General features: G+C 73.5%; 17 protein-coding genes. 8 read left to right on the top strand and 9 right to left on the bottom strand.

Going from position 1 to position 20907, the window contains the following annotated elements:
- Positions 1-142 precede the first annotated feature (142 nt).
- The 3 genes from ACZ68P_RS32145 to ACZ68P_RS32135 are packed head-to-tail and all read left to right on the top strand — an operon-like array spanning position 143 to position 2218.
- Positions 143-844 (top strand): nucleotidyltransferase family protein, encoded by a 702-nt coding sequence (locus tag ACZ68P_RS32145; RefSeq protein WP_471012444.1) that lies wholly within the window; start codon positions 143-145, stop codon positions 842-844.
- Complete coding sequence (locus ACZ68P_RS32140; protein WP_471012442.1) at positions 837-1454, top strand: D-sedoheptulose-7-phosphate isomerase; 618 nt, start codon at positions 837-839, stop codon at positions 1452-1454. Before ACZ68P_RS32145 ends, ACZ68P_RS32140 begins: the two co-directional genes overlap by 8 nt.
- Complete coding sequence (locus tag ACZ68P_RS32135; protein ID WP_471012440.1) at positions 1454-2218, top strand: HAD family hydrolase; 765 nt, start codon at positions 1454-1456, stop codon at positions 2216-2218. The genes ACZ68P_RS32140 and ACZ68P_RS32135 overlap by 1 nt, the downstream gene beginning before the upstream one ends.
- An 85-nt stretch (positions 2219-2303) precedes the next feature.
- Here ACZ68P_RS32135 and ACZ68P_RS32130 read toward each other — a convergent pair whose 3' ends face one another.
- The 4 genes from ACZ68P_RS32130 to ACZ68P_RS32115 all read right to left on the bottom strand — a co-directional run bounded on the left by ACZ68P_RS32130 (position 2304) and on the right by ACZ68P_RS32115 (position 6231).
- A complete protein-coding gene (locus tag ACZ68P_RS32130; RefSeq protein WP_471012439.1) occupies positions 2304-3464 on the bottom strand; it encodes a glycosyltransferase family 4 protein in 1161 nt (386 codons plus the stop codon).
- Between the two features lie 93 nt (positions 3465-3557).
- Positions 3558-4610 (bottom strand): sugar phosphate nucleotidyltransferase, encoded by a 1053-nt coding sequence (locus tag ACZ68P_RS32125; protein ID WP_471012438.1) that lies wholly within the window; start codon positions 4608-4610, stop codon positions 3558-3560.
- Positions 4607-5536 carry an NAD-dependent epimerase/dehydratase family protein gene (locus ACZ68P_RS32120; protein WP_471012437.1) on the bottom strand — a complete coding sequence of 310 codons (930 nt, stop codon included), beginning with the start codon at positions 5534-5536 and terminating at the stop codon, positions 4607-4609. Before ACZ68P_RS32120 ends, ACZ68P_RS32125 begins: the two co-directional genes overlap by 4 nt.
- A 95-nt stretch (positions 5537-5631) precedes the next feature.
- Complete coding sequence (locus tag ACZ68P_RS32115) at positions 5632-6231, bottom strand: D-glycero-alpha-D-manno-heptose-1,7-bisphosphate 7-phosphatase (RefSeq protein ID WP_471012436.1); 600 nt, start codon at positions 6229-6231, stop codon at positions 5632-5634.
- Positions 6232-6534: 303 nt separating this feature from the next.
- Here ACZ68P_RS32115 and ACZ68P_RS32110 point away from each other — a divergent pair, with 303 nt between their 5' ends.
- Complete coding sequence (locus tag ACZ68P_RS32110) at positions 6535-7524, top strand: DUF1444 domain-containing protein (protein ID WP_471012434.1); 990 nt, start codon at positions 6535-6537, stop codon at positions 7522-7524.
- An 89-nt stretch (positions 7525-7613) separates the two neighbouring features.
- On the opposite strand, the gene treZ is transcribed toward ACZ68P_RS32110, so the two are convergent.
- On the bottom strand, positions 7614-9365 hold the full coding sequence (gene treZ, locus ACZ68P_RS32105; protein WP_471012433.1) for a malto-oligosyltrehalose trehalohydrolase: 1752 nt from the start codon (positions 9363-9365) through the stop codon (positions 7614-7616).
- A 52-nt stretch (positions 9366-9417) separates the two neighbouring features.
- Positions 9418-10431, bottom strand: coding sequence for a GNAT family N-acetyltransferase (locus ACZ68P_RS32100; RefSeq protein ID WP_471012432.1), 1014 nt, complete (start codon positions 10429-10431; stop codon positions 9418-9420).
- Between the two features lie 204 nt (positions 10432-10635).
- Here ACZ68P_RS32100 and ACZ68P_RS32095 point away from each other — a divergent pair, with 204 nt between their 5' ends.
- Positions 10636-11184, top strand: coding sequence for a DUF1707 and FHA domain-containing protein (locus tag ACZ68P_RS32095; RefSeq protein WP_365719779.1), 549 nt, complete (start codon positions 10636-10638; stop codon positions 11182-11184).
- A 430-nt stretch (positions 11185-11614) separates the two neighbouring features.
- Positions 11615-12133, top strand: a complete 519-nt coding sequence (locus ACZ68P_RS32090; protein ID WP_471012430.1) for a pyridoxamine 5'-phosphate oxidase family protein — start codon at positions 11615-11617, stop codon at positions 12131-12133.
- A gap of 283 nt (positions 12134-12416) precedes the next feature.
- Here ACZ68P_RS32090 and ACZ68P_RS32085 read toward each other — a convergent pair whose 3' ends face one another.
- Positions 12417-12776 (bottom strand): hypothetical protein, encoded by a 360-nt coding sequence (locus ACZ68P_RS32085; protein ID WP_471012429.1) that lies wholly within the window; start codon positions 12774-12776, stop codon positions 12417-12419.
- Positions 12777-13484: 708 nt separating this feature from the next.
- Here ACZ68P_RS32085 and ACZ68P_RS32080 point away from each other — a divergent pair.
- Entirely contained in the window at positions 13485-14498 is a 1014-nt protein-coding gene (locus tag ACZ68P_RS32080; RefSeq protein ID WP_471012428.1) for a cytochrome P450, read from the top strand.
- A gap of 72 nt (positions 14499-14570) precedes the next feature.
- On the opposite strand, the gene treY is transcribed toward ACZ68P_RS32080, so the two are convergent.
- On the bottom strand, positions 14571-16904 hold the full coding sequence (treY, locus tag ACZ68P_RS32075) for a malto-oligosyltrehalose synthase (protein WP_471012425.1): 2334 nt from the start codon (positions 16902-16904) through the stop codon (positions 14571-14573).
- 90 nt (positions 16905-16994) lie between these two features.
- Between treY and ACZ68P_RS32070 the strand changes: the two genes are divergently transcribed.
- Positions 16995-18464 carry an MFS transporter gene (locus ACZ68P_RS32070; protein ID WP_471012450.1) on the top strand — a complete coding sequence of 490 codons (1470 nt, stop codon included), beginning with the start codon at positions 16995-16997 and terminating at the stop codon, positions 18462-18464.
- Positions 18465-18650: 186 nt separating this feature from the next.
- On the opposite strand, the gene glgX is transcribed toward ACZ68P_RS32070, so the two are convergent.
- Positions 18651-20774 carry a glycogen debranching protein GlgX gene (glgX, locus tag ACZ68P_RS32065; protein ID WP_471012424.1) on the bottom strand — a complete coding sequence of 708 codons (2124 nt, stop codon included), beginning with the start codon at positions 20772-20774 and terminating at the stop codon, positions 18651-18653.
- Positions 20775-20907 lie beyond the last annotated feature (133 nt).

Below are 20907 nucleotides of genomic sequence, written 5' to 3'. Positions count from 1 at the left end.
CATCGGCCTCACCGACCACCAGATCGACACCATGTTCTGGGACAACCCCCGCGCAGCCATCCAACACACCGTCACCAACCGCTGAATCGAGGCGATGTCGAGATGGAGTCCTTGAACGGCCGGAGTGGAGGGTGTGCTCTCCATGTCGTCTGAGCGCCTTGTGGTCTTCCTCGCCGGAGGGCGGGCGACCCGCCTGCGGGGCCACGCCGCGGACACTCCCAAGGCGTTGCAGCGTGTCGCCGGTGTGCCGCTGCTCGACCATCTGATCGGGGAGGCGACGCGCCTCGGCTTCGGGCGGTTCCACCTCGCCCTCGACCATCTGTACGAGCCCATCGTCGAGCACCTCGCCCATCAGGGCGTGCCCTTCACCTGGTCCCTCGATGACGTCCCCGGCGGTGCCGGGACGGCCGGAGCGCTGAGGTCCGCGCGGGACCACCTCGCCGACGAGTTCGTGGTGTGGCTCGCCGACACCCTTCCTCCCGCGGAGCTGACCGGGCCCGTGCTCCCGGCGCCCGCCGCGCCGGCCGTCGCACGGATGGCCGTCTCGGCGCAGGTCCCGGACGTGGTGCCGAACGCCGTCGTCGCCGACGGCCGCGTCGTCGGCTACGACAAGCACGCGGCCGCCGGGGCGACACACGTGGACGCCGGGCTCTACGCGCTCACGCGCGAGGTCCTCGACCACGTATCCCCCGGGCGCTGCGAACTGGAGCAGCTGTGGCCGGTGCTCGCCCGGCGCGGCCTTGTGGAGGCCGAGGTGGTGGACGGCCGGTTCCTCGACATCGGGACGCCCGACCGGCTCGCCGCGGCCGACCGAACGTGGGGGGCGGTGAAGCCCGGTGCGTAGCCACTCCGACCCGGCCACCGTCCGTGGCGCCCGGGGGTACGTCGACGACCTGTCGCTGGCCCTCGACCGGCTCGACACGGAGCAGCTCGACGGTGCCATCGAGATGGTCGCCTCACGGATCCGCGGCGGGCGCGGCGTCTTCGTCGTCGGCAACGGCGGCAGCTCGTCCGTGGCCGACCACATGGCGTGCGACTGGCAGGCCGCCGCCTGGTACGCCGGCCATCGCACCCGGGAGATCAGCTCACTGACCGAGAACACGGCGCGGATTACGGCCATCGCCAACGACTTCAGCTACGAGGCCATCTTCGAGCAGCAACTGACCGAGCGCTGCCAGCCGGGAGACCTGCTGGTGTGCCTGTCGGTCAGCGGCGCCTCCCCGAACGTGCTGCGTGCCGCGTCGGCCGCGCGGGAGCGGGGGGTCGCGGTGCTCAGCCTCGTAGGACAGCTCAGTCCCCTGTCCGAGCTGAGCGACATGGCGGTGCATCTGGACGTCCACGGGGACTACGGACTGACCGAGGACCTTCAGTCCCTCTTCACCCACATGGTCGCCCGGTCCGTCCGCAAGGTGGGCACCCACCGTGTGTCGGCTCCCGCGCGCGGGCTCGTCTGATGGGCGCGGCCACGCGCCCCGTCGGGGCGCGCGCACGCAGGCCACGCGCCGTCCTCTTCGACGTCGGCATGACGCTCGTGCACCCCGACGGCGGCGTGATCGCCCACGAGCTCGACGCCCGGGGTGTCCCGGGCGTGACGGCGGCCGACGCGGTGGCGGCCCTGCAGATGGCCTGCGACGCGTCCCACATGCGGCTGCCCGCGGGCCAGGACGCGATCGGCCGGACCGGACTCGCCTTCGCCGGCGCGCTCGGACTCCCACCCGCGCCCACCGTGGAGGCGTTGCGCACGTGTCTGGTGGAACGTGATCTGTACCGCGAGCTCGACCCCGGCGCCGCGCCCGCTCTTGAGGCCCTGCGGGACCTCGGCATCCGGCTCGCCGTCGTCTCGAACTCCGACGGCACGCTCCTGGAAGAGCTCGACCGCTGGTCGCTCCGCGGCTACTTCGACGTCGTCGTCGACTCGACCGTGGCCGGAGTGGAGAAGCCCGACCCCGGCATCTTCCGCATCGCGGTCGACCGGCTGGGGCTGGACGCGGAGGACTGCTGGTACGTCGGCGACCACGTGGTCAACGATGTGGTCGGGGGCATGGCGGCGGGAATCGGCGAGATCGTCCTCTACGACCGGTTCGAGCTGTACCGGCACATTCCCGGCGTCCACCGGATCGCCGAGCTGCCGGGCCTCGTGACCCTGGCGAAGGAGGCGCTGTCCGGGGCCGCGCCCGGCGAGCGCCCGACCGCACCTCGGCTCGGCGCCCTGTCGTAGGACTGGGGCGAAGGCCGGCACCCGAGGTGCCGGCCGCCGCCCTCTGGACGGAGGTGCCGCCGCGCGGTGGACGCCGCCGGGGCCGTCACAAGGAGGCGAGCACCTCGGCCGTGCGGCGCACCATCACGGGCAGGCTGAAGTTCTCCCGTACATGCGCGTGCCCCGCGTCCGCGTAGGCCTGACGAAGGCCGGGATCGCCGAGCATCCGGTCGAGGGCGGCGGCCAGCGACCGCGCGTCGCGCGCCTCGACCTGGAGGGCCACGTCCGGGCGGGTCACGATCTCGTCGATGCCCTTCACGCGCGTGGTCACTACCGCCCGGCGCGCCGCCATCCCCTCGAGGACGGCCAGTCCAAGGCCCTCCTCGTGACTGGGCTGCGCCACGAGGTCGGCGGCCGAGAACAGCGCCGGGACCTGGTCCGCCACCACGGTCGCGTCGAAGGAGACCAGGTCGTCGCAGCCGAGTCGCCCGGCGAGGGACCTCAGGCCGTCGGCGTACTCCTGGGACGCCGAACTGACCGTTCCGGCGATGACGAGCCGCAGCCGTCGCTCGTGGGGGCGGAGGGCGCCGAACGCCTCGATGAGCTCCCTCATGCCCTTGCGTTCCTTGAGGCGGCCGACGCACGCGATCATCAGGTCGCGCTCGCCCACGTCGTACCGGGCCCGCCACGCGGCCGTCGTGTGCGCGTCGGTCTCCGGCATCGGCACCCCGTGGTGGATCAGGTGCACCACCTCGGCAGGTCCGTGGGCGCGCGCCCGTTCCGCGTAGAACCGCGAGCCGGCGAGTACGGCGTCCGGGCGCAGGTCGCCGTAGACCACCGCCATGCGTCCGTCGCCGAACGGCTCGTCCTGAGGGGCGTGTTCGTGGAAGGCGGCCGCCCAGGCGAGTCCCGGCGTCGAGCGGCGGATCATCGCCGCCTGGAAGGCGGCGTCGAGGCTGTTGGAGACCAGGACGTCCGGCCGGAAGTCGTCCACCTGGGCCTTGAGTTCGGTGGCGAGCGAGAACGCCATCTCCTCCCACGGGAGCTTCTGGCGGTCGAACAGCCGGTCGCGGTACCGCCAGAGCCGGACCAGCCGGTAGGGCCGGGGCTTGGGGTCCGCCGCACCCGGCTCCATGCCGTGCGGGGTGTCGGTCAGCACCATGACCTGGTGGCCCGACGCCGTCAGCCCTTCGGCCAGGTTCAGGGCGTAGGTCTCGGCGCCGCCGATGACCGGGTCGAAGCTCGATGTCAGGAGTGCCACGCGCATACGGATCATCTTTCGTGGGTCGCGTCGGAACGGTCCGTGGGGGCCGCTTCGACCGCGCAGGCCGGTGCCCGTGCGGTCGCGGCCCGGCGGGGGTCACCCGCCGCCGGCGCTCGCCTCGCCGAAGAGCACGGCGTCCTCGAAGACGCCGCGCGGCAGGCGGGTGCCCGGCATCGTGACGGCGCGCCGCACCAGCGCCCCTTCCTCCAGGGTGGTCCCGGCCCCCAGGACGGCGGGGCCTTCGACACGGCTGCCGGCGGTCACCCGGACGCCCGGACCGAGGAGGACCCGCCCGGTGACTGTCCCCTCCACCGGGGGATGGCCGCCCTGGCACCAGAGGTCCGCGCCGGGGCCCGCCGCCGACCCGCCGTGACAGGGACGGGCCACGCGGTCCAGCCGGTCCGTGCCGAGCAGGTGCAGCGACGACGCCAGCAGGGCCTCGGGGACGCCGACGTCACTCCAGTACGCCGACGTCCCGACCGCCGCCACGGGCATGCCCCGGCGCAGCAGCTCGGGCACCAGATGCCGGTCGAAGTCGAGGTCCGGGGCCGTGCCCCGCAGCGCGGACAGCACGGCGAGAGCGTCGGGCGAGAGGACGTACATGCCCGTACTGATCATGCCGGAGGCCAGACGGCGGGAGGCGTCGCGGACCATGTCGGTGATCCGGCCCCCGGCGTCGACGTCGACCTGCCCGAACGGCCGGGGATCGTCGACGACCTGGGTCACCACGGTCATCGCCGCACCGCGCCGTCGATGCTCCCGGAGCACGTCGCCGAAGCCGACTGTGGTGCAGGCGTCGCCGCTGACCACCACGACGGCATCGGCCCCGGCGAGCCGGTCGAGGACCGCCACCAGGCCACCGGCCGGACCCGTCAGGCGGTCCTCCGTCACGGAGGAGAGCCGGACCCCGTCGACCGGCTCCGTGCGCGTCCAGGCCTCGACGGCCGGTGCCAGATGGTGCAGGTTGAGGACCACCCGCGTGATGCCGCTCGCGGCCAGGTCCTCGGTGATCCACTCGACCAGCGGGCGGTTGAGCACCGGCACCAACGGCTTGGGCAGGGTGGCCGTGATGCCGCCCAGGCGCGTGCCGCGACCGGCGGCCAGGACCACACCGCGAACGTCGCCGGCGACCGGCCGCGGGACCGTCATCGGCCCGCCCGCGACGCCCACAGACCGGCCGCCGCCCGGCGCACCGCCTCCCGGGACGATGCCCGCGGGCGCCAGCCGGCGGCGGTCAGCCGCGCGGTGTCGGGCAGCACCGTCCCCGCGTCGCCGCGCCAGGCAAGCTCGTCGCTGTGCCGCTCCAGGACGAAGTCGACGCCGGTGACCGCCGCGACGACATCGGCGACGTCGGCGATGGAGACGCTGTCGACGTTGGCCACGTTGAAGACCCGCCGTCCCGTCGGCGAGCCTGGCAGCGCGTCGGAGAGGTCGACCAGGGCCGAGGCGCAGTCCGCCAGGCTCAGGAAGGACCGCCGGTGGTGGGTGGAACCGGTGATCTTCACGGCGTCGCCCGCGGCGGCGGCCTCCCCGGCCCGGCGGACGAAGTCGTGGACGACGCCCCGGCGGGTGGCGGGCCCGACGATGTTGGCGAGCCGGAACACGGCGGTCGGGACGCCGCTGCGGTGCCCGTAGGCCTCGAGGAACGCCTCCGAGGCGATCTTGGCGGCGGCGAAGCCGGTCGTGGCCGCCACTGGTGCCCGCTCGTCCGGATGCTGCGTCCCGGCCTCGTACACCAGCTGGCTCGACGTCGTCACGACCGCTCCCGGAAGACGCTCGCCGAGCGCGTCGAGGAGGTGCGCGGTCATGGCGAGGGAGTGGAGGTGGTCGAGAAGGCTCGACCGGTCGTCACGGTTCTCGGTGACCGACGCCAGATGGACGACCAGGCGGTAGTCCCGCACCAGCGCGGGATCCACCGGCTGGCGCAGGTCGACGCCGACGGCGGTGACCCCGGGACGGTCGCGCGGTTCGACGAGGTCCCACGCGTCCACCTCGAAGCCCCGGCCCACGAGTTCGCCGACGACGGCCTCGCCTATGGAACCCGCCGCGCCGGTCACCAGAGCCCGCTGGGTCATCGTGTCCCTCTCCTCCAGTCCGATCATCACCACGGTCAGTCAATCACCGTTCCCCGGCGGGCCGGCCTCGATGCCCGTACCCGCCGGAAGCCGCTTCAGGCGAGCAGCCGGTCAGTCCCGAGGGACAGGGAGGGCGCCACCACACAACCCGGGTACGCCCGAAGGGTCCTGTCCTCGTGGGCGGCCCCCCGGCCGGTGCGGACGAGCATGGTCCTGCACCCCGCCGCGACCCCCGCCTGGATGTCGGTGATCGCGTCCCCGACCATCCAGGCGCCCTCCGGACGGCACCCCCAGGCCCGGGAGGCGGCGAGGAGCATCCCCGGCTCGGGCTTCCGGCACGCGCACCGGCCTGCCGGAGCGTGCGGGCAGATGACCGACCCCAGGATGCTCGCGCCCGCGGCCTCGAACCGGTCGACGACCGACCGGTGGATGGCCAGGATCTCCTCCGCCGGCGCCAAGTCCCTCTCGATCACCGCCTGATTGGTCACGATGACCACGTCCCGGCTCCGGCTCAGACGCCGCACGGCCTCGACCGCCCCCGGGATCAGGGCGACATCGGAAGGCCGGCGGACATGGGCGTCGCGGTTCTCGATGAGGACGCCGTCGCGGTCCAGGAAGACGGCGGGGCGCCGCGCACCCTCCGGGGCATCCTCGGCACGATGCCGGAGCAACACGCACGACCGGTCAGTGGTCATAGGGGCTTGTCCCTGTCCGACGGAGACGAATGCCGCGCAGGCCGGTCCGCGGGGACGCCGCGTACCCGAGGGGGCGACGGCCCTCCTCTGCGCGTGTCGTGGACATTACCCCAGCACCATCGGCGCGCGGGAGGTGGGCCCGGACCCTGATCGCCCCCGCGGGCGGACCGCCCGCTCACCACGCCGATGCCGAAGCCGTGTGCGCAACCGCACAGTTGACCCGGGGACCGCCCCCCTGATCCACACGACACATCTAGGCTGGACCGGACGGCACGGACCGGACGGCAACGGAAGGCGGCGCACGTGGGTTTGTTCCGGCGAGGACCCCGACGGGACGGCGACGAGGTCCCCAGGGACCCCGAGTTCTCCTACTTCTCCGAACGTGAGGGCGCGCTGTTCCGCGGCCAGGTCCGCGAGGCGTTCGCCGAACTCGGGCTCGAAGTCACCGTCTACGCCGACCTGGTGAGCGACGACGGCGGCCGGCAGTTCGGCCTGGGCAATCTGGCGGCGGTCTGCCACAACGACCGGCGCGGGCCGCGCGCCTGGCCGGACATCATCCGCCGCCACGTCCGCCTCGTCCTGCGCACCATGGACGGCCCCTCCGCGCTGGACACCCTCCCGCCGGAGCAGATCCGCGCCCAGCTCTACCCGCGGGTGGTCAGCGGAGACGGCATCGACCCGGGGGCCTTCGGCTACGCCAGGACCGTCGCGCCGGGACTGTACGAGATCCTCGCCCTCGACCTGCCGGAGAGCGTGATGATGCTCACCGACGAGGCCCTGGAGCCGCTCGGCGACGTCCAGCGCCTGCGCGACCGGGCCCTGAGCAATCTGCGCGGACTGCCGGTCGAAGGACACGAGACGGTCCGGGACGCCGACGGCATGTGCTTCGAGGTGGTCCTCGGCGACTCCTTCTACACCGCCAGCCGCGTCCTCGACCTGGACGCGGTCGTACGGCGCGTCACCGGCCGGCCGCTCACGGAGCACGGGGCACTGGTCGCGATGCCGTTCCGCCACCAGCTCGCCTTCCACCCCATCCGCGACACCACCATCGTCGCCGCGCTCGGCGCGATGGCCTCCTTCGCCGCCTCCGGCTACGAGGACACCCCCGGCGCCATCAGCCCGTACGTCTTCTGGTGGCGGGACGGCACGCTCACCCAGCTCAGCGAACGGGACGGGGAGGACGGCGACCTGCGCATCGTCGTGGGTGACGACTTCCAGGACCTGCTCGAACGGCTCATCGCCCAGGGCCCGGACACGGGCAGGGGCAAGCGCAGGGACAAGGACGGGCGCTGAGCGGGCGTGGCCCGTCGGCGACGACGGGCCACGGCACCTGACGAAGGACGAGACTTCTGCGCCCGCTCCCTACCCTGGAACGGCGCGGCCTAGCCGTCGACGAGGATCACCGCGGACTCGGCCGGCAGCAGCAGCGCCCCGTCCCGGCCCGGGGCCTCGACCGGTTCCCAGGCCGCGACGACCCGGTCGCGGCCGTTCGACCCCAGGGGGATCTCCGCCGTCTCCTTGCCCAGGTTGACCGCGACGCGGAGCACCCCGCGCCGGAACGCCAGCCAGCGGCCCTCCTCGTCGTAGGCCACCCGGACCGCCGCGAGGTCCGGATCGGTGAGGTCGGGGAGGGTGCGGCGCAGGGCGATCAGCTCCCGGTGCCAGGCGAGGAGCCGGTTGTGCGGTGCCCGCTCGCGCTCCGAGCGGTCAAGGACCGACCGGTCCCGGGTCGCCGGGTCCTGCGGGTCGGGGATGTCCTCCTCCGACCAGCCGTGCGCCGCGAACTCGCGCCGCCGCCCCCGCCGTACCGCCTCGGCCAGCTCCGGGTCGGTGTGGTCGGTGAAGTACTGCCAGGGCGTGCCCGCCCCCCACTCCTCGCCCATGAAGAGCATCGGCACCGAGGGGCCGGTGAGGACCAGCGTCGCCGCGCAGGCCAGCAGGCCGGGGGAGAGCGTCGCCGACAGACGGTCGCCGGTCGCCCGGTTGCCGATCTGGTCGTGGGTCTGGGCGTAGCCGAGGAAGCGCTGCGCGGGGGTACGGGCCCGGTCCACCGGCCGCCCGTGGCGGCGGCCCCGGAAGGTGGAGAAGGTGCCGTCGTGGAAGAAGACGTGCGTGAGGGTCTTGGCCAGCGCCGCCAGCGGGGCGCGCGCGAAGTCGGCGTAGTACCCCTGGGACTCCCCCGTGAGCGCGGTGTGCAGCGCGTGGTGGAAGTCGTCGTTCCACTGGGCGTGGACGCCGAGCCCGCCCATCGTGCGAGGCGTGGTCATGCGCGGGTCGGCGAGGTCGGACTCGGCGATCAGGAAGTGCGGCCGGCCCTGCTCCCCGGCCAGTTCGTCCACCGCCTCCGACAGCTCCTCCAGGAACGGCAGCGCCCGGGTGTCCGCGAGCGCGTGCACCGCGTCGAGACGGAGACCGTCGATCCGGTAGTCCCGCAGCCAGGCGAGCGCGCTGCCGATCAGATACGCGCGGACCTCGTCCGAGCCGGGCGCGTCCAGGTTCACCGCGGCGCCCCACGGCGTGTGATGGGTGTCGGTGAAGTACGGCCCGAAGGAGGGCAGGTGGTTCCCGGAAGGTCCCAGGTGGTTGTGGACGACGTCCAGGACCACCCCCATCCCGAGCCCGTGCGCCGCGTCGACGAAGCGCTTGAGGGCCGCAGGCCCGCCGTACGGCTCGTGGACCGCCCACAGCGAGACGCCGTCGTACCCCCAGCCCCAGCGGCCCGGGAAAGGGCACAGCGGCATCAGCTCCACATGGGTGATGCCGAGGCCCGCCAGCTCCCCGAGCCGCTCCGCCGCCGCGTCCAGGGTGCCCTCGGGGGTGAAGGTCCCGACGTGCAGCTCGTACAGCACCCCGGCGCGCAGCCGCAGCCCCGGGGAGGCGTGGCGCCAGGTGTACGTGTCGTGGTCGACGACCGCGCTGCGGCCGTCCGGCCCGTCCGGCTGGCGGCGGGAGCGGGGGTCGGGGAGCAGCGGCCCGCCGTCCAGGGCGTAGCCGTAGCGGTCGCCGTCGGCGGCCTCCGCCACCCCCGTCCACCAGCCGTCCCGCTCGGCATCCCTCTCCAGGGCGTGCTCGGAGCCGTTCAGTTCCAGCGTGACCCGTTCACGGGCCTGCGGGGCCCACACCTCGAACAGCACTGGCCGATCCCCTCGTCGACGGACCAACGACTACCGGGGACCATCCTGGCAGTCAGGAGTCGGAACCGCCCGGCGCGTCCCACACGTAGTTGATCGCCCGCTCGAAGGTGATGTAACCCGCTCGGGCGAACGCGTTCGCCATCGGGACGTTCGCGAGATCGGTCGCGGCACGGATGCGCGGCACGTTCTCACCGGCCAGGACGCGGGTGCCCTCGACGAGGATGTCGTCGATGTAGCCCTTGCCGCGGTGGGCGGGGAGCACACCGATGTAGGCGATGGTGTGGTGGTAGTTGTTCCGCGCCGGGATCACGAACCCCACCGGCTCACCGGTCTCCGGCAGCCGCGCGACCCGCCACCACTCCCGTGGTGAGGCGTAGTGCGCGAACTCCTCGTCGTAGTGCTTCTCCGCCGCCTCGCGCGCCGACAGGCCCGACGCCAGGTCGGCCCTTCCATGGGCGTCGAGCGTTCCCTCCAGCACCGGCGTCATCAGGGTCACGAGGTCCTCGCGGTCCTTCACCGGCCGGAACTCCAGACGTCCCCTCGGCTCCGGTACGGCGGTCCCGGGGCGCCACTCAAGGCGGAGCCGCTCGACCAGCGGGCGGGCGCCCGCCCGCTCCAGGACGCCGAAGAGCGTCTCGAGCGGCGCGCGCGTCCCGGGGACGTCGTGCCAGTCCGGCGGCAGGAACCGTCCGTACTCGGGGCGTACCGCGCCCGCCGGCACGACGGCCGCGGTCGCCGTCTCCAGGAGCCGCAGCCCGATCTCGGCGCGCTCGTCGGCGGGCAGCCCGGGGTCCAGGTCGAAGAAGTCGAGGGCGAGCGGCTCGCCGCCCTCCTTGTTGGTCCACCAGGCGATCCTGGCGAGGACCCGGTCGCCGCGCAGGGCCACCCACATCCACCGCGGCACACGGCGGCCGGTGGCGAGGTCGTCCTCCAACTCGTGGTCGAGGACGTAGGTCAGCCGGCGGAACAGGGCCAGCTCCTCCGGTCCGGAGAGGGGGCGCAGGGTCACACCGTCGGTGGCGCGGGAAGAGACCGGTCCGACGGTCCGGGACGCCGTGCCGGACATCGGCCGGGAGGCTGTGTCGGACGCCGTGTCGGACGTCGGGTGTGACGTCGCGTCGGACGTCGAGTGCGGAGACGTGGTCACGTCCGGGTTCCCCCTGGGAGTCGAGTCCGCAGACCGTAGCAACGATCTTCGCCGGGGCGGTACGGCTTTGTCGTGCGGGCCCCTTCTGGACACTCCGGGCTCCTCGGACCGACAATCACGAGTGTGACGACGCCTTTCGAGTTCCCCACGCACTCCGCGCGGCTCTCCGACGCCGAGCGGGACCGTGCGCTGGTGCTGCTCCGGGAGGGTGCCGCGCAGGGCCGGCTCTCGCACGACACCTTCCTCTTCCGGATGGAGCGCGCGCTCGCCGCGCGCCGTCCCGACGAACTCGCCCTCCTGACCGCCGATCTGCAGACGGAGTCGGGCTGGACCCGGCGTGTGGTGGGCGCGGTCGAGAAGATGTCCGCGTTCACGGCCAAGGTCGGACGCGCCTGGCAGGCCGAGCGGCTGCCGAAGCTGCTCCTGCCGGCACCGGGGCCGTATCCGCTGCGGATCGGCCGCGACCCGGTGAACGGACTGCGGCTCAGCCACGAGACGGTCTCCCGGGCCCACGCCGAGCTCTCCCTCCAGGGGGAGCTCTGGGTGCTGCGCGACCTCGGCTCGACCAACGGCACGACCGTCAACGGACGCCGGGTGACCGGGGCCGTGGTGGTGCGGGCGGGAGACATGGTCGGGTTCGGGCAGATGTCCTTCCGGCTCTCCGTGCGCTGAGACGGTGGTGGCTGATGACAGCTTGTCTGTTCCTTGAAGTTCAGCCCTTGGAATTGAGCCGGTACAGGCCCGCACCCGGGCGGGGTCGCGCCGTGCTGGGCGAGACGCGTACACCTGCCACCAGCGGCTGCCCCGGCGTGAGCCACTTCGGCGTCGTACTGACTCGCGTCGAAGTGGAACTCCGGCGGGGGGTAGAGAATCGCCTGAACGGCTCCGTCAGACTCTGCCGACCGACGGCATCGGCGAAGGAGCCCATCGCGGTTTCCGACGCGAATCCGACCTCACTCGGAACGAAGTGCTCCGCATCGTCGTCCGTGAGTTCCCCTGAGCTCTGCTGACTCGGCAGCGAGCGCAACCCACGCGGAGCAACCTCACCGCTGCTGCATCAATGACGACAGAAGGTGTCGGGTTTACGGCCGACGATGGACGTATGCGCGAAACCCCAGAAGAACTCGACACACTCCAGTCCCTCCTCGACTCCTCCCTCTCCGGCTCGACCGCACACCTCCGCTCGATCGTCGAGGGCCGCACCATCACGGCGGCGCAGCTCACCGGGGTCCTCACCGGCATGTGCACGCTCGCCCTCTCCACGGTGACCGCAAAGGGCGAACCGCGGATCAGCGGCGCCGACGGGCACTTCCTGCACGGCCGGTGGCACTTCGGCACGGCGCGCAACGCCGCCAAGGCCCGTCATCTCGCGGCCCGTCCGGCCGCCAGCGTCGCGCACATGCGCGGCGAGGACCTCGGCGTGTTCACCCACGGCACGGTGGAGGAGCTGAACCCCGAGGACGCCGCGACCACGGCCGACTGGCAGGAACTCCTCGCCTACTTGAAGGACTTCTACGGCGACGACGCCTTCGACTGGAACCGCGAGGTCGTCTACTACCGGCTGAACCCGCACTGGATGACCGTCTACGCCCCCGACCTCGACACGCTCACCAGCACGTGACGCCGGGCCCGTCGACGAGGGCCTGCACCTGCGCGTACGTGGGTGCAGGGCCGGTCGACGCCACGCCGTCGCGTACCGCCGGCGCCGTGGCAACGGCCTCGCCCAGCGCCCGCCAGCACAACAGCGACCCCTCCGTGCTCCTCCACGAGTCGGGCGTCGAGCCATCCCTTGACCGCAATCCACATCACGCCCGGAGCGCGCGTTGCGCCCCGGGACCCACGCCTGACGCCACCGGGTGACCAGGCGCCCCACCACGTGCCGGGCTCACCTGAGTGGTGCGTGCTCAGCGACCGGCGGCCGGTGCGTGGCGGACCGGCCATGCCGGCTTCGGGAGCCTGGGCGCGCGGCGCCTGTGGGCTTCGAAGGCGAGCCAGGCGGCTCCTGAGGCGACCGTCGTGAGGAACGGCAGCGCCCAAGCGGTCAGCTGCCAGACGGCCGCAACGTCCACGGTGCTCACCAGCGCCGCCGCCGGAGCGGCGGCAAGGGTCAACAGCAGCGTGATTCTGGCCCAGAGCGGCAGCCTGCGGCTCACCGCGGCGGTCACGAGGCCAAGGCCCGCGCTCGCCGTGAGGATCACGGCCACGGCCACAAGGGCGACGGCGAGGCCGACTATCAGGGCCAGGAGTAGCAGGATCAGGCCCATGTCGTGCCCACCTCCGGTCTCGTGGCGACCCGTCGCGAAGGCAGACGGATCCGACTCCGCTGCTCCGGCAGGTTCACCGGAAGCCATACTGCCAGAGCCATTGAACGCGTTCAACACTGCCTGGGGCGGCTCCACCGCCCGTGCCTCCTCGGGGGCCTCGGCGAGGCGACGGCGCGCGGCGGTGTACGAGATGCCCTCACGGGTCGCGTACTCACGGCCGGCGCGCTTGGCATGCCGGCGGGTCCGGCTCGGAGTCGGGCCGACGCGAGGGCGGCCAGTCCCCACCGAAGCGGACGTCGACCGCTGCTGGCAGTCCCGCCCGCCGGCGAGGCCCGGGTCCCCCCAGCACCCGACACGGGGCCGAGCCGAGCCCCGGCCATTCGCGGGACCGGGGCTGTCCCCGCTCACCGGCACGGGCCGAGCCGCCCACCGGACATCGGCGGTACCCGGGGCCGCCCCCTCACGGGCACGGGGCCGAGGAGCCCGCCGGGGAGCCGCCGGCGGAGGCCCGGCAGGGGTGCGGGGAGCCGTTTTCCGCGCCTCGGCCGCGGGCGCCCGGCAGCGGCTCCCCGGTCTCCGGCCGCGGGCGCCCGGGGTCACCCGTTCGGCGGAGTGCCGACTGCGGCGGGCCGCCCCCGGTGGTGAGGTGGGGAGACGCGCCCGCACCGTCGGCCGCGGTCACCCACAGCGGAACCGACAGGGGGCGCGATGCGCGAGACGTCGAACCCGGCCATACGACAGGACAGCTGGGCGGAGGTGCCGCCCATGGCCCCGGCCGCCGACCGGTCCCAGGTCCCCGCGCCCCTCGCCCGTACCGTCGCGCCGAGCCCTCTGGCCCCCGGCGCGAGCCGGGACCCGCACCGGGTGCACCGGGTGCTGCGGAAGGAGTTCCCGCTCACCTTCGACCCGCTGCTGCGCGCCTGGGTGCTCAGCCGGTTCGCCGACGTGGCCTGCGCGCTCACCGACGCCCGGTTCACCCACGGCCACCGCCCGGGCGACCCGCCCTGCGCCGACAGCCACGTCGACGTCGACGCGGCGGAGCTGCGGACCGTCGCCGAACGCACGGCGCACGTCCTCGCGCGCCGACTCGCCGACCTGCCCCGGGCCGATCTCGTCGCCGACTACTGCCACTGGCTTCCCGCCGGCACCGTGGCCGCCGCCACCGGCGTGCCCTACCGCGACATGATGCGCCTGGTGCGCGGCCGCGCCGCCTCCGCGCTCGCCGGTCAGTGCACCGCGCAGATCGCGATACGTGAGAAGGCCCTGGCCTCCTTCCTCGCCAACGTCCTCGCCGACCCCGACCAGGTGGCCGCGCTCCGCGACGCGCCCTCGGACCTGATGGCCCGCGCCTGGACCGAGTCGCTGCGCCGCGACCCGCCCGTGCAGATCGCCGTGCGCCGCACCAGCGCCGAGGTGCGGGTCAGCGGCGGCACCATCCCCGAGGGCGCGCCCGTGGCCCTGCTGGTCGGCTCCGCCGGGCGGGACCCCGAGCGGTACCGCGCCCCCGACCGCTTCGACCCGTTCCGCGACGATCCCGGCCAGCTCACCTACGGCTACGGCGGCTGCCCCGCCGTCCTCCTGGCCGGCTTCGAGGCGGAGTACGCGCTGCGCGCCCTGTTCGAGACGATGCCCCGGCTCCGCCTCGCCGACGGATTCCGCCCCGAACACACCGGCCTCATCACCCGCGGCCCCCGCAACCTCTTCGTCCGCCCCCGCGGCTGACCACGCGGCCGCACGGGGCGCGCCGCCGCCGGCGCGCCCCGCCCCCTTCCCGTCACCCCGGCAGGCTTCCCGTCACCCCGGCAGGCGGCCGAGCAGCGCCACCGGACGCTCGTCGAAGAGTTCCGCCAGCTTGACCTCCGTGTCCGGGCCGCCCGTGAACTCCCGCACGCCGTCCAGCAGATCGCCCCACCGACCCTCCGGAAGCACCAGCTCCGTGTCCTGCCAGCCGCCTGCCTCGGCGAGGCGCAGGGAGAGCCGTGTGACGGCCGTGACGACCTCGCCCGAGCGGGCGAAGGCCAGGCAGTGCGAGGCCGCCGGGCCGGACGCGGTCAGCGGAAGGTAGCTCTCCGGCGCGCCGAAGACCTCCGGGCGCTCCCTGCGGAGCCGTAGCACCGCCCTGACCAGGGCCGTCTTGTCGTCGTCGGGGCCGACCGCGAACGGCTGCCGGTTGTCGGGATCGACCAGGGCCCGGTACTCCCGCTCCGTCCCCTGGTACAGCTCCGGCACCCCCGGCATCGTCAGTTGCACGAGCGCCGCGCCGAGCATCTGCGCCCTGATGTGCGGCTCCAGGGCGAACGCCGCCTCCGAGGCCGAGCGCAGCGGGATGCGGCCGGGGCCCGCCGCCACGAACTCCGACACCGCCCGTTCGTAGACCGGATCGGGCTCCGTCCAGCTGGTGTGCAGCCCCGCCTCCCGTACGGACTTCAGCACGGCGGGCCCGAGCCGTCCGGCGTCGGGCGTACCGAAGCCGAACGCGGTCTGCCACGCCGTCCACGCGAGGTGCGGATCGGCCGCCGGCACCCCCGCCACCTCCTCGAGCAGCGACGCCCACACCGACGGGCACTGGGCGAGCACCGCGATCCCCGCCCGGACGTCCGCGCTCCGCTTGGTGTCGTGGGTGGTCAGCACCGTGCCCGTGGCCGGCCAGTCCCGGGCGATCCGCGACGCGTACGCGTGGAACTCCTCGGGCGTGACCGCCGGGCGGCCGGGGTCCCCGCCCACTTCGTTCGCCGAGAGCAGCGGGGTGTAGCGGTAGAAGGCCGTGTCCTCCACGGACTTGGCGCGCAGCGCCGACGACGTCTGGGCGAACCGCGCCCGGAAGGCGCGGTGTTCGGGCCCGTCCCCGAGCAGCCCGAGCGCCAGGGACCGCACGGTGTCGACCGCCTCGGCCTCCTCGGCCACCGCGAACGCGGCCTTGGCGCCCCGGGCCGCGTCCTCCGTGAGGACCTCCTCGCCGCCGGTCCTGTACGTGCGGTAGACCGGGACCCGCACCAGGAGTTCACGGATCGCCGTCGTCAGCGCCCAGGGCGCGTGGTCCCGCAGCCCCGGGTCCGCCGCGCAGACGCGGCCCGCGATCCGGGTCAGGGCGGCCGTCTCCGCCACCAGCTCGTGCGTCACCACCTTGTACGCGGCCCGGCGCGCCGTCGCCTCCCAGCAGCCTCCCCTGTCCCCGGCGCGCCCGGCGAACTCGCGGTACACGTCCAGGAGTTCGTCGGCTCCGACCGGGTCCACGAAGACGCCGTCCACCTGCCGCAGGGCGTCGTAACCGGTGGTCCCGGCGACGGGCCAGTCGGCGGGCAGGGGTTCCGTGCCGGTGAGGATCTTCTCGACGACCGTCCAGCACCGGCCGCCGGTCGCGTCCCGCAGCCGCTCCAGATAGCCCTGGGGGTCGGCGAGCCCGTCGGGGTGGTCGATCCGCAGGCCGTCGATCACCCCGTCCCGTACCAGCCCCACGATCGTGGCGTGGGTGGCGTCGAAGACCCCGGGGTCCTCGACGCGCACCCCGATCAGGTCGGAGATGGTGAAGAAGCGGCGGTAGTTGAGCTCCGTGCGGGCCAGTCGCCACCAGGCCAGGCGGTACCACTGGGCGTCGAGCAGTTCGGTGAGCGGCAGGTCCTCGGTGCCCGCGCGGAGCGGGAACACCTGCTCATCCAGGCGGAGCGTGCCGTCCTCCACCCGCATCCGCTCCCGCACCTCGGGCAGTCGGGCGGGCAGCACGGGCAGCAGGACGCGGCCGTCCTCCGCCTGCCAGTCGATGTCGAACCAGCGGGCGTACGGGGAGTCGGGGCCCTCGCGCAGCACCTCGCGCAGGGCGTGGTTGTACCGGGGATCGGCGGCCATGTGGTTGGGCACCAGGTCGACGACGACGCCGAGGCCGTGGGCCCGGGCGGTCGACGCGAGGGAGCGCAGGCCCTCCTCGCCGCCGAGCTCGGCGCGGACGGCGCGGTGGTCGGTGACGTCGTACCCGTGCGTGGAGCCGGGCACGGCCTCCAGGATGGGCGAGAGATGGACGTGGGAGACCCCGAGGCCGGCCAGGTGCGGGACGGCACGCTCGGCGGCCGCGAACGGGAACTCCGGCTGGAGCTGGAGCCGGTAGGTGGCGGTGGGCGTGGTCGAGGGCGTCATGCGAACGTACGTACCCCGTTGGGCGGCTTCTGTGTCATCGCCCCATGCGCCCGTTCGAGTGCATCGCGTTACGTTCGCGTGATGCTGCGCATGTATCGCGACACCCTGTCGATGCTCGGACCGGCCCTTCCGGCCGTCTCGTTCCTCGGCAGACTGCCCACCGCGATGTGCCAGCTCGGCAGCCTCCTCCTCGTCGCCGAGACGAGCGGCTCCCTGACGACGGCGGGGCTCGCGGGCGGAGCGCTCGCGGCCGGGCAGACGGTCGCCGGACCGGTCGTCGGCAGGCTCGCCGACCGGCGGGGACAGCGCGGGGTCGTCCTCACCGCCTCCCTCGCCAACGCGGTGCTCGTCACGGCGCTGGTGGCCGCGGCGCTCGCCCACGCGGCGACCGGCTGGCTGATGCTCCTCGGCGCGCTCGCCGGGGCGAGCGTCCCGCAGGTCGGGCCGCTGGCCCGGACCCGCTCGGTGGCGCTGGTCCGGCGCAGCGGTGCGGACGACCGGGGGGTGGGGACGGTGCTGTCCTTCGAGGGCACCCTGGACGAGGTCTCCTTCGTGCTCGGGCCCGCCCTGGTCGGCGTCGCCGCGGCCCTCGCCCACCCGGCGGCCGCGCTGCTGCTCGCCGCCGCCCTGCTCGCGACCTGCGGCACGGCCTTCGCCCTGCACCCGTCGGCGCGGCTGGCCGAGGCGCCGGAGCGGCGGCCGGTGGAGAGCCCGGAGTCCCGGCCGGCGGAGAAGCCGGAGTGGCGGCCGGTCGGGGTGCCGGAGTCCCGGTCGGTCGAGGCGCGGGCCGCCACGGTGCCGGTGGAGAGCCCGGAGTCCCGGTCGGTCGAGGCCAGGGCCGCTGCGGTCGCGGCCGGGCGCGGAGCCGGGGCCGGGAGGGAAGCAGGCGCCGGCACCGTCGGCGTGCCGGGTCCCGACGGCTCGGCCGACGACGGCCCGGCGGCCGGAAGGGCCGCATCCGGCACCACCCGTACGGGCGCCGCCCGACAGGGGCGGCTGCCGGGGGCGGCTTACGCCCTTCGGGTCACAATGGCGCTCCAGGGCGCGATGTTCGGAGCCTCGCAGGCCGGGATCACCGCCCTCACCGAGAAGCTGGGCGCACCGGCGCAGGCCGGGCTCGTCTATGCCGCGATGGGCGTGATGAGCGCGGCCGTCGGCCTGTCGATGGCGGCCGTCCCGGCCCGGATCGGGCCGGCCGTCCGCTGGCGTGTCTCCACCGCCGCCCTCGTCGTACTCTCCGTGCCGCTCGTCGTCGTCGACTCGCTCGGCGCGCTGTACGCGGTCGTGGTCGTCCTCGGAGCGGCCTTCGCGCCCCACCTCATCACCGTCTTCGCGCTGACCGAGCGGACGGTGCCGGCTGCCCGGCTCGCCGAGTCCATGGCCTTCCTGACCAGCGGGATCGTGGGCGGCCAGGCCCTCGCCCTCGCCGTGTCGGGCCGCCTCGCGGACGGGCACGGCGCCCCCGCCGCCTTCGCCGTGGCCGTCGCCGCGGCGGTGCTGTGCGCGGTGCTCTCCTGGGCGGTCCGCGTCCGCCTCCCGTCCGCAGGGGCGGACGCCTGACCGACACGTCGGCCAGGGCGGGCGGGTGTCACGCCGCAGGACAAGGCGAGGCGGGTGTCACGCCGCAGAACAAGGAGAGGCGGTCGGATGCCATACCGCCGTACCAGGCCACCCCGCGAGAACGGGGCGGGAGCGGCCTGGTGGACCGCCCCCGCCCCGTCCTGCGCCGCCCTCCGGCGCGGACCTCTATGCCGGGCGCAGCAGCACCGTCAGGCTGAGCGGTGCCAGCGTCACCCGTTCACCCGCCGCCACCTTGGGACCCTCCTGGGGCGGGATGCCCTCGGGGTGGGAGGTGTCGACCACGACACGCCAGGTCTGGCCGTGGTTGACCGGGACCTCGAACTCCAGCTCCTGCGACGACGCGTTGAACATCAGCAGGAAGGAGTCGTCGGCGATCCGCTCACCCTGGAGCCCCGGCTCGGAGATGGCGTTGCCGTTCAGGAAGACCGTCAGCGCCTGGGCGTGCGCCGCCTGCCAGTCCCGCGAGGTCATCTCCACGCCCTCCGGCGTGAACCAGGCGATGTCGGTCAGCTCGTCGTGCGTGCCCTCCACCGGCCGTCCGTGGAAGAAGCGCCGGCGCCGGAAGACCGGGTGGTCCCGCCGCAGCCGCACCATCGCCCGGGTGAACTCCAGCAGGGTGCCCTCCTCCTCGGCACCCGGCTCCGGCCAGCGGACCCACGACACCTCGTTGTCCTGGCAGTAGGCGTTGTTGTTGCCGCCCTGGGTCCGCCCGAACTCGTCGCCGTGGCTGAGCATCGGCACGCCCTGCGACAGCATGAGCGTCGCCAGGAAGTTGCGCATCTGGCGGGCGCGCAGCTCCCGGATGCCGATGTCGTCCGTGTCGCCCTCGGCGCCGCAGTTCCAGGACCGGTTGTGGCTCTCCCCGTCCCGGTTGCCCTCGCCGTTCGCCTCGTTGTGCTTCCCGTCGTACGACACGAGGTCGCGCAGGGTGAACCCGTCGTGGCACGTCACGAAGTTCACCGAGGCGAGCGGGCGCCGGCCGTCGTCCTGATAGAGATCGGACGACCCGGTGAGCCGGGACGCGAACTCGGCGAGCGTGCGCGGCTCGCCCCGCCACAGGTCCCGGACGCAGTCGCGGTACTTGCCGTTCCACTCGGTCCACAGGGGCGGGAAGTTGCCGACCTGATAGCCGCCCTCGCCCACGTCCCAGGGTTCGGCGATCAGCTTCACCTGGCTGACCACCGGATCCTGCTGCACCAGGTCGAAGAACGACGACAGCCGGTCCACCTCGTGGAACTGACGGGCGAGGGTCGCCGCCAGGTCGAAGCGGAAGCCGTCGACGTGCATCTCCGTCACCCAGTACCGCAGACTGTCCATGATCATCTGCAGGACGTGCGGGGACCGCATGAGCAGCGAGTTCCCGGTGCCCGTGGTGTCGAAGTAGTGCTGGGGTGCGTCGTCCACGAGGCGGTAGTACGAGGGGTTGTCCAGGCCCCGGAAGGAGAGCGTGGGCCCCAGGTGGTTGCCCTCCGCCGTGTGGTTGTAGACCACGTCGAGGATGACCTCGATCCCGGCCTGGTGCAGCGCCTTGACCGCCGACTTGAACTCCAGGACCTGCTGGCCCCGGTCGCCCCAGGAGGCGTAGGCGTTGTGCGGGGCGAAGAACCCGATGGTGTTGTAGCCCCAGTAGTTCGACAGACCCGCGTCCACCAGCCGGTGGTCGTTGACGAACTGGTGGACCGGCATCAGTTCCAGCGCCGTGACGCCCAGTTCCTTGAGGTGACCGATCACCGACGGGTGGGCGAGACCCGCGTACGTGCCGCGCAGTTCCTCCGGAAGCTCCGGGTGGAGCATCGTCAGGCCCTTCACATGGGCCTCGTAGATCACCGTGCGGTGGTAGTCGGTCCTCGGACGCCGGTCGTCGCCCCAGTCGAAGTACGGATTGACCACGACCGAGGTCATCGTGTGCGGCGCCGAGTCGAGGTCGTTGCGGGAGTCCGGCCGCCCGAAGTGGTAGCCGTACACCGCCTCGCCCCAGTCGACGGAGCCCGAGACCGCCCGGGCGTACGGGTCCAGGAGCAGCTTCGCCGCGTTGCAGCGCTGCCCGTGCTCCGGCGCGTACGGACCGTGGACCCGGAATCCGTAGCGCTGGCCGGGCATCACGCCCGGCAGATAGGCGTGGCGGACGAAGGCGTCCGTCTCGCGTAGCTCGACGGCCGTCTCCGACCCGTCGTCATGGATCAGACACAGCTCGATTCTGTCGGCGGTCTCCGAGAAGACCGCGAAGTTCGTTCCGGCGCCGTCGTAGGTGGCGCCCAGGGGATACGCCTGTCCCGGCCAGACCTGCATAGATAAGACTCTTCCATCCTGATCCGGGGGTGGGGGTGCACTCCGGCCAAATGCTGCCTCAAAGAGGGGCAACCTCCTAGGACTTCGACCCGTCCTACCGGGTGACCGCATGCACGTGGGGGAACAGAGGGGG

This window comes from Streptomyces sp. NPDC036822 (assembly GCF_055609145.1).
The sequence above is the reverse complement of the archived record's forward strand: the minus strand, read 5'-3'. Positions and strand labels throughout refer to the sequence as shown.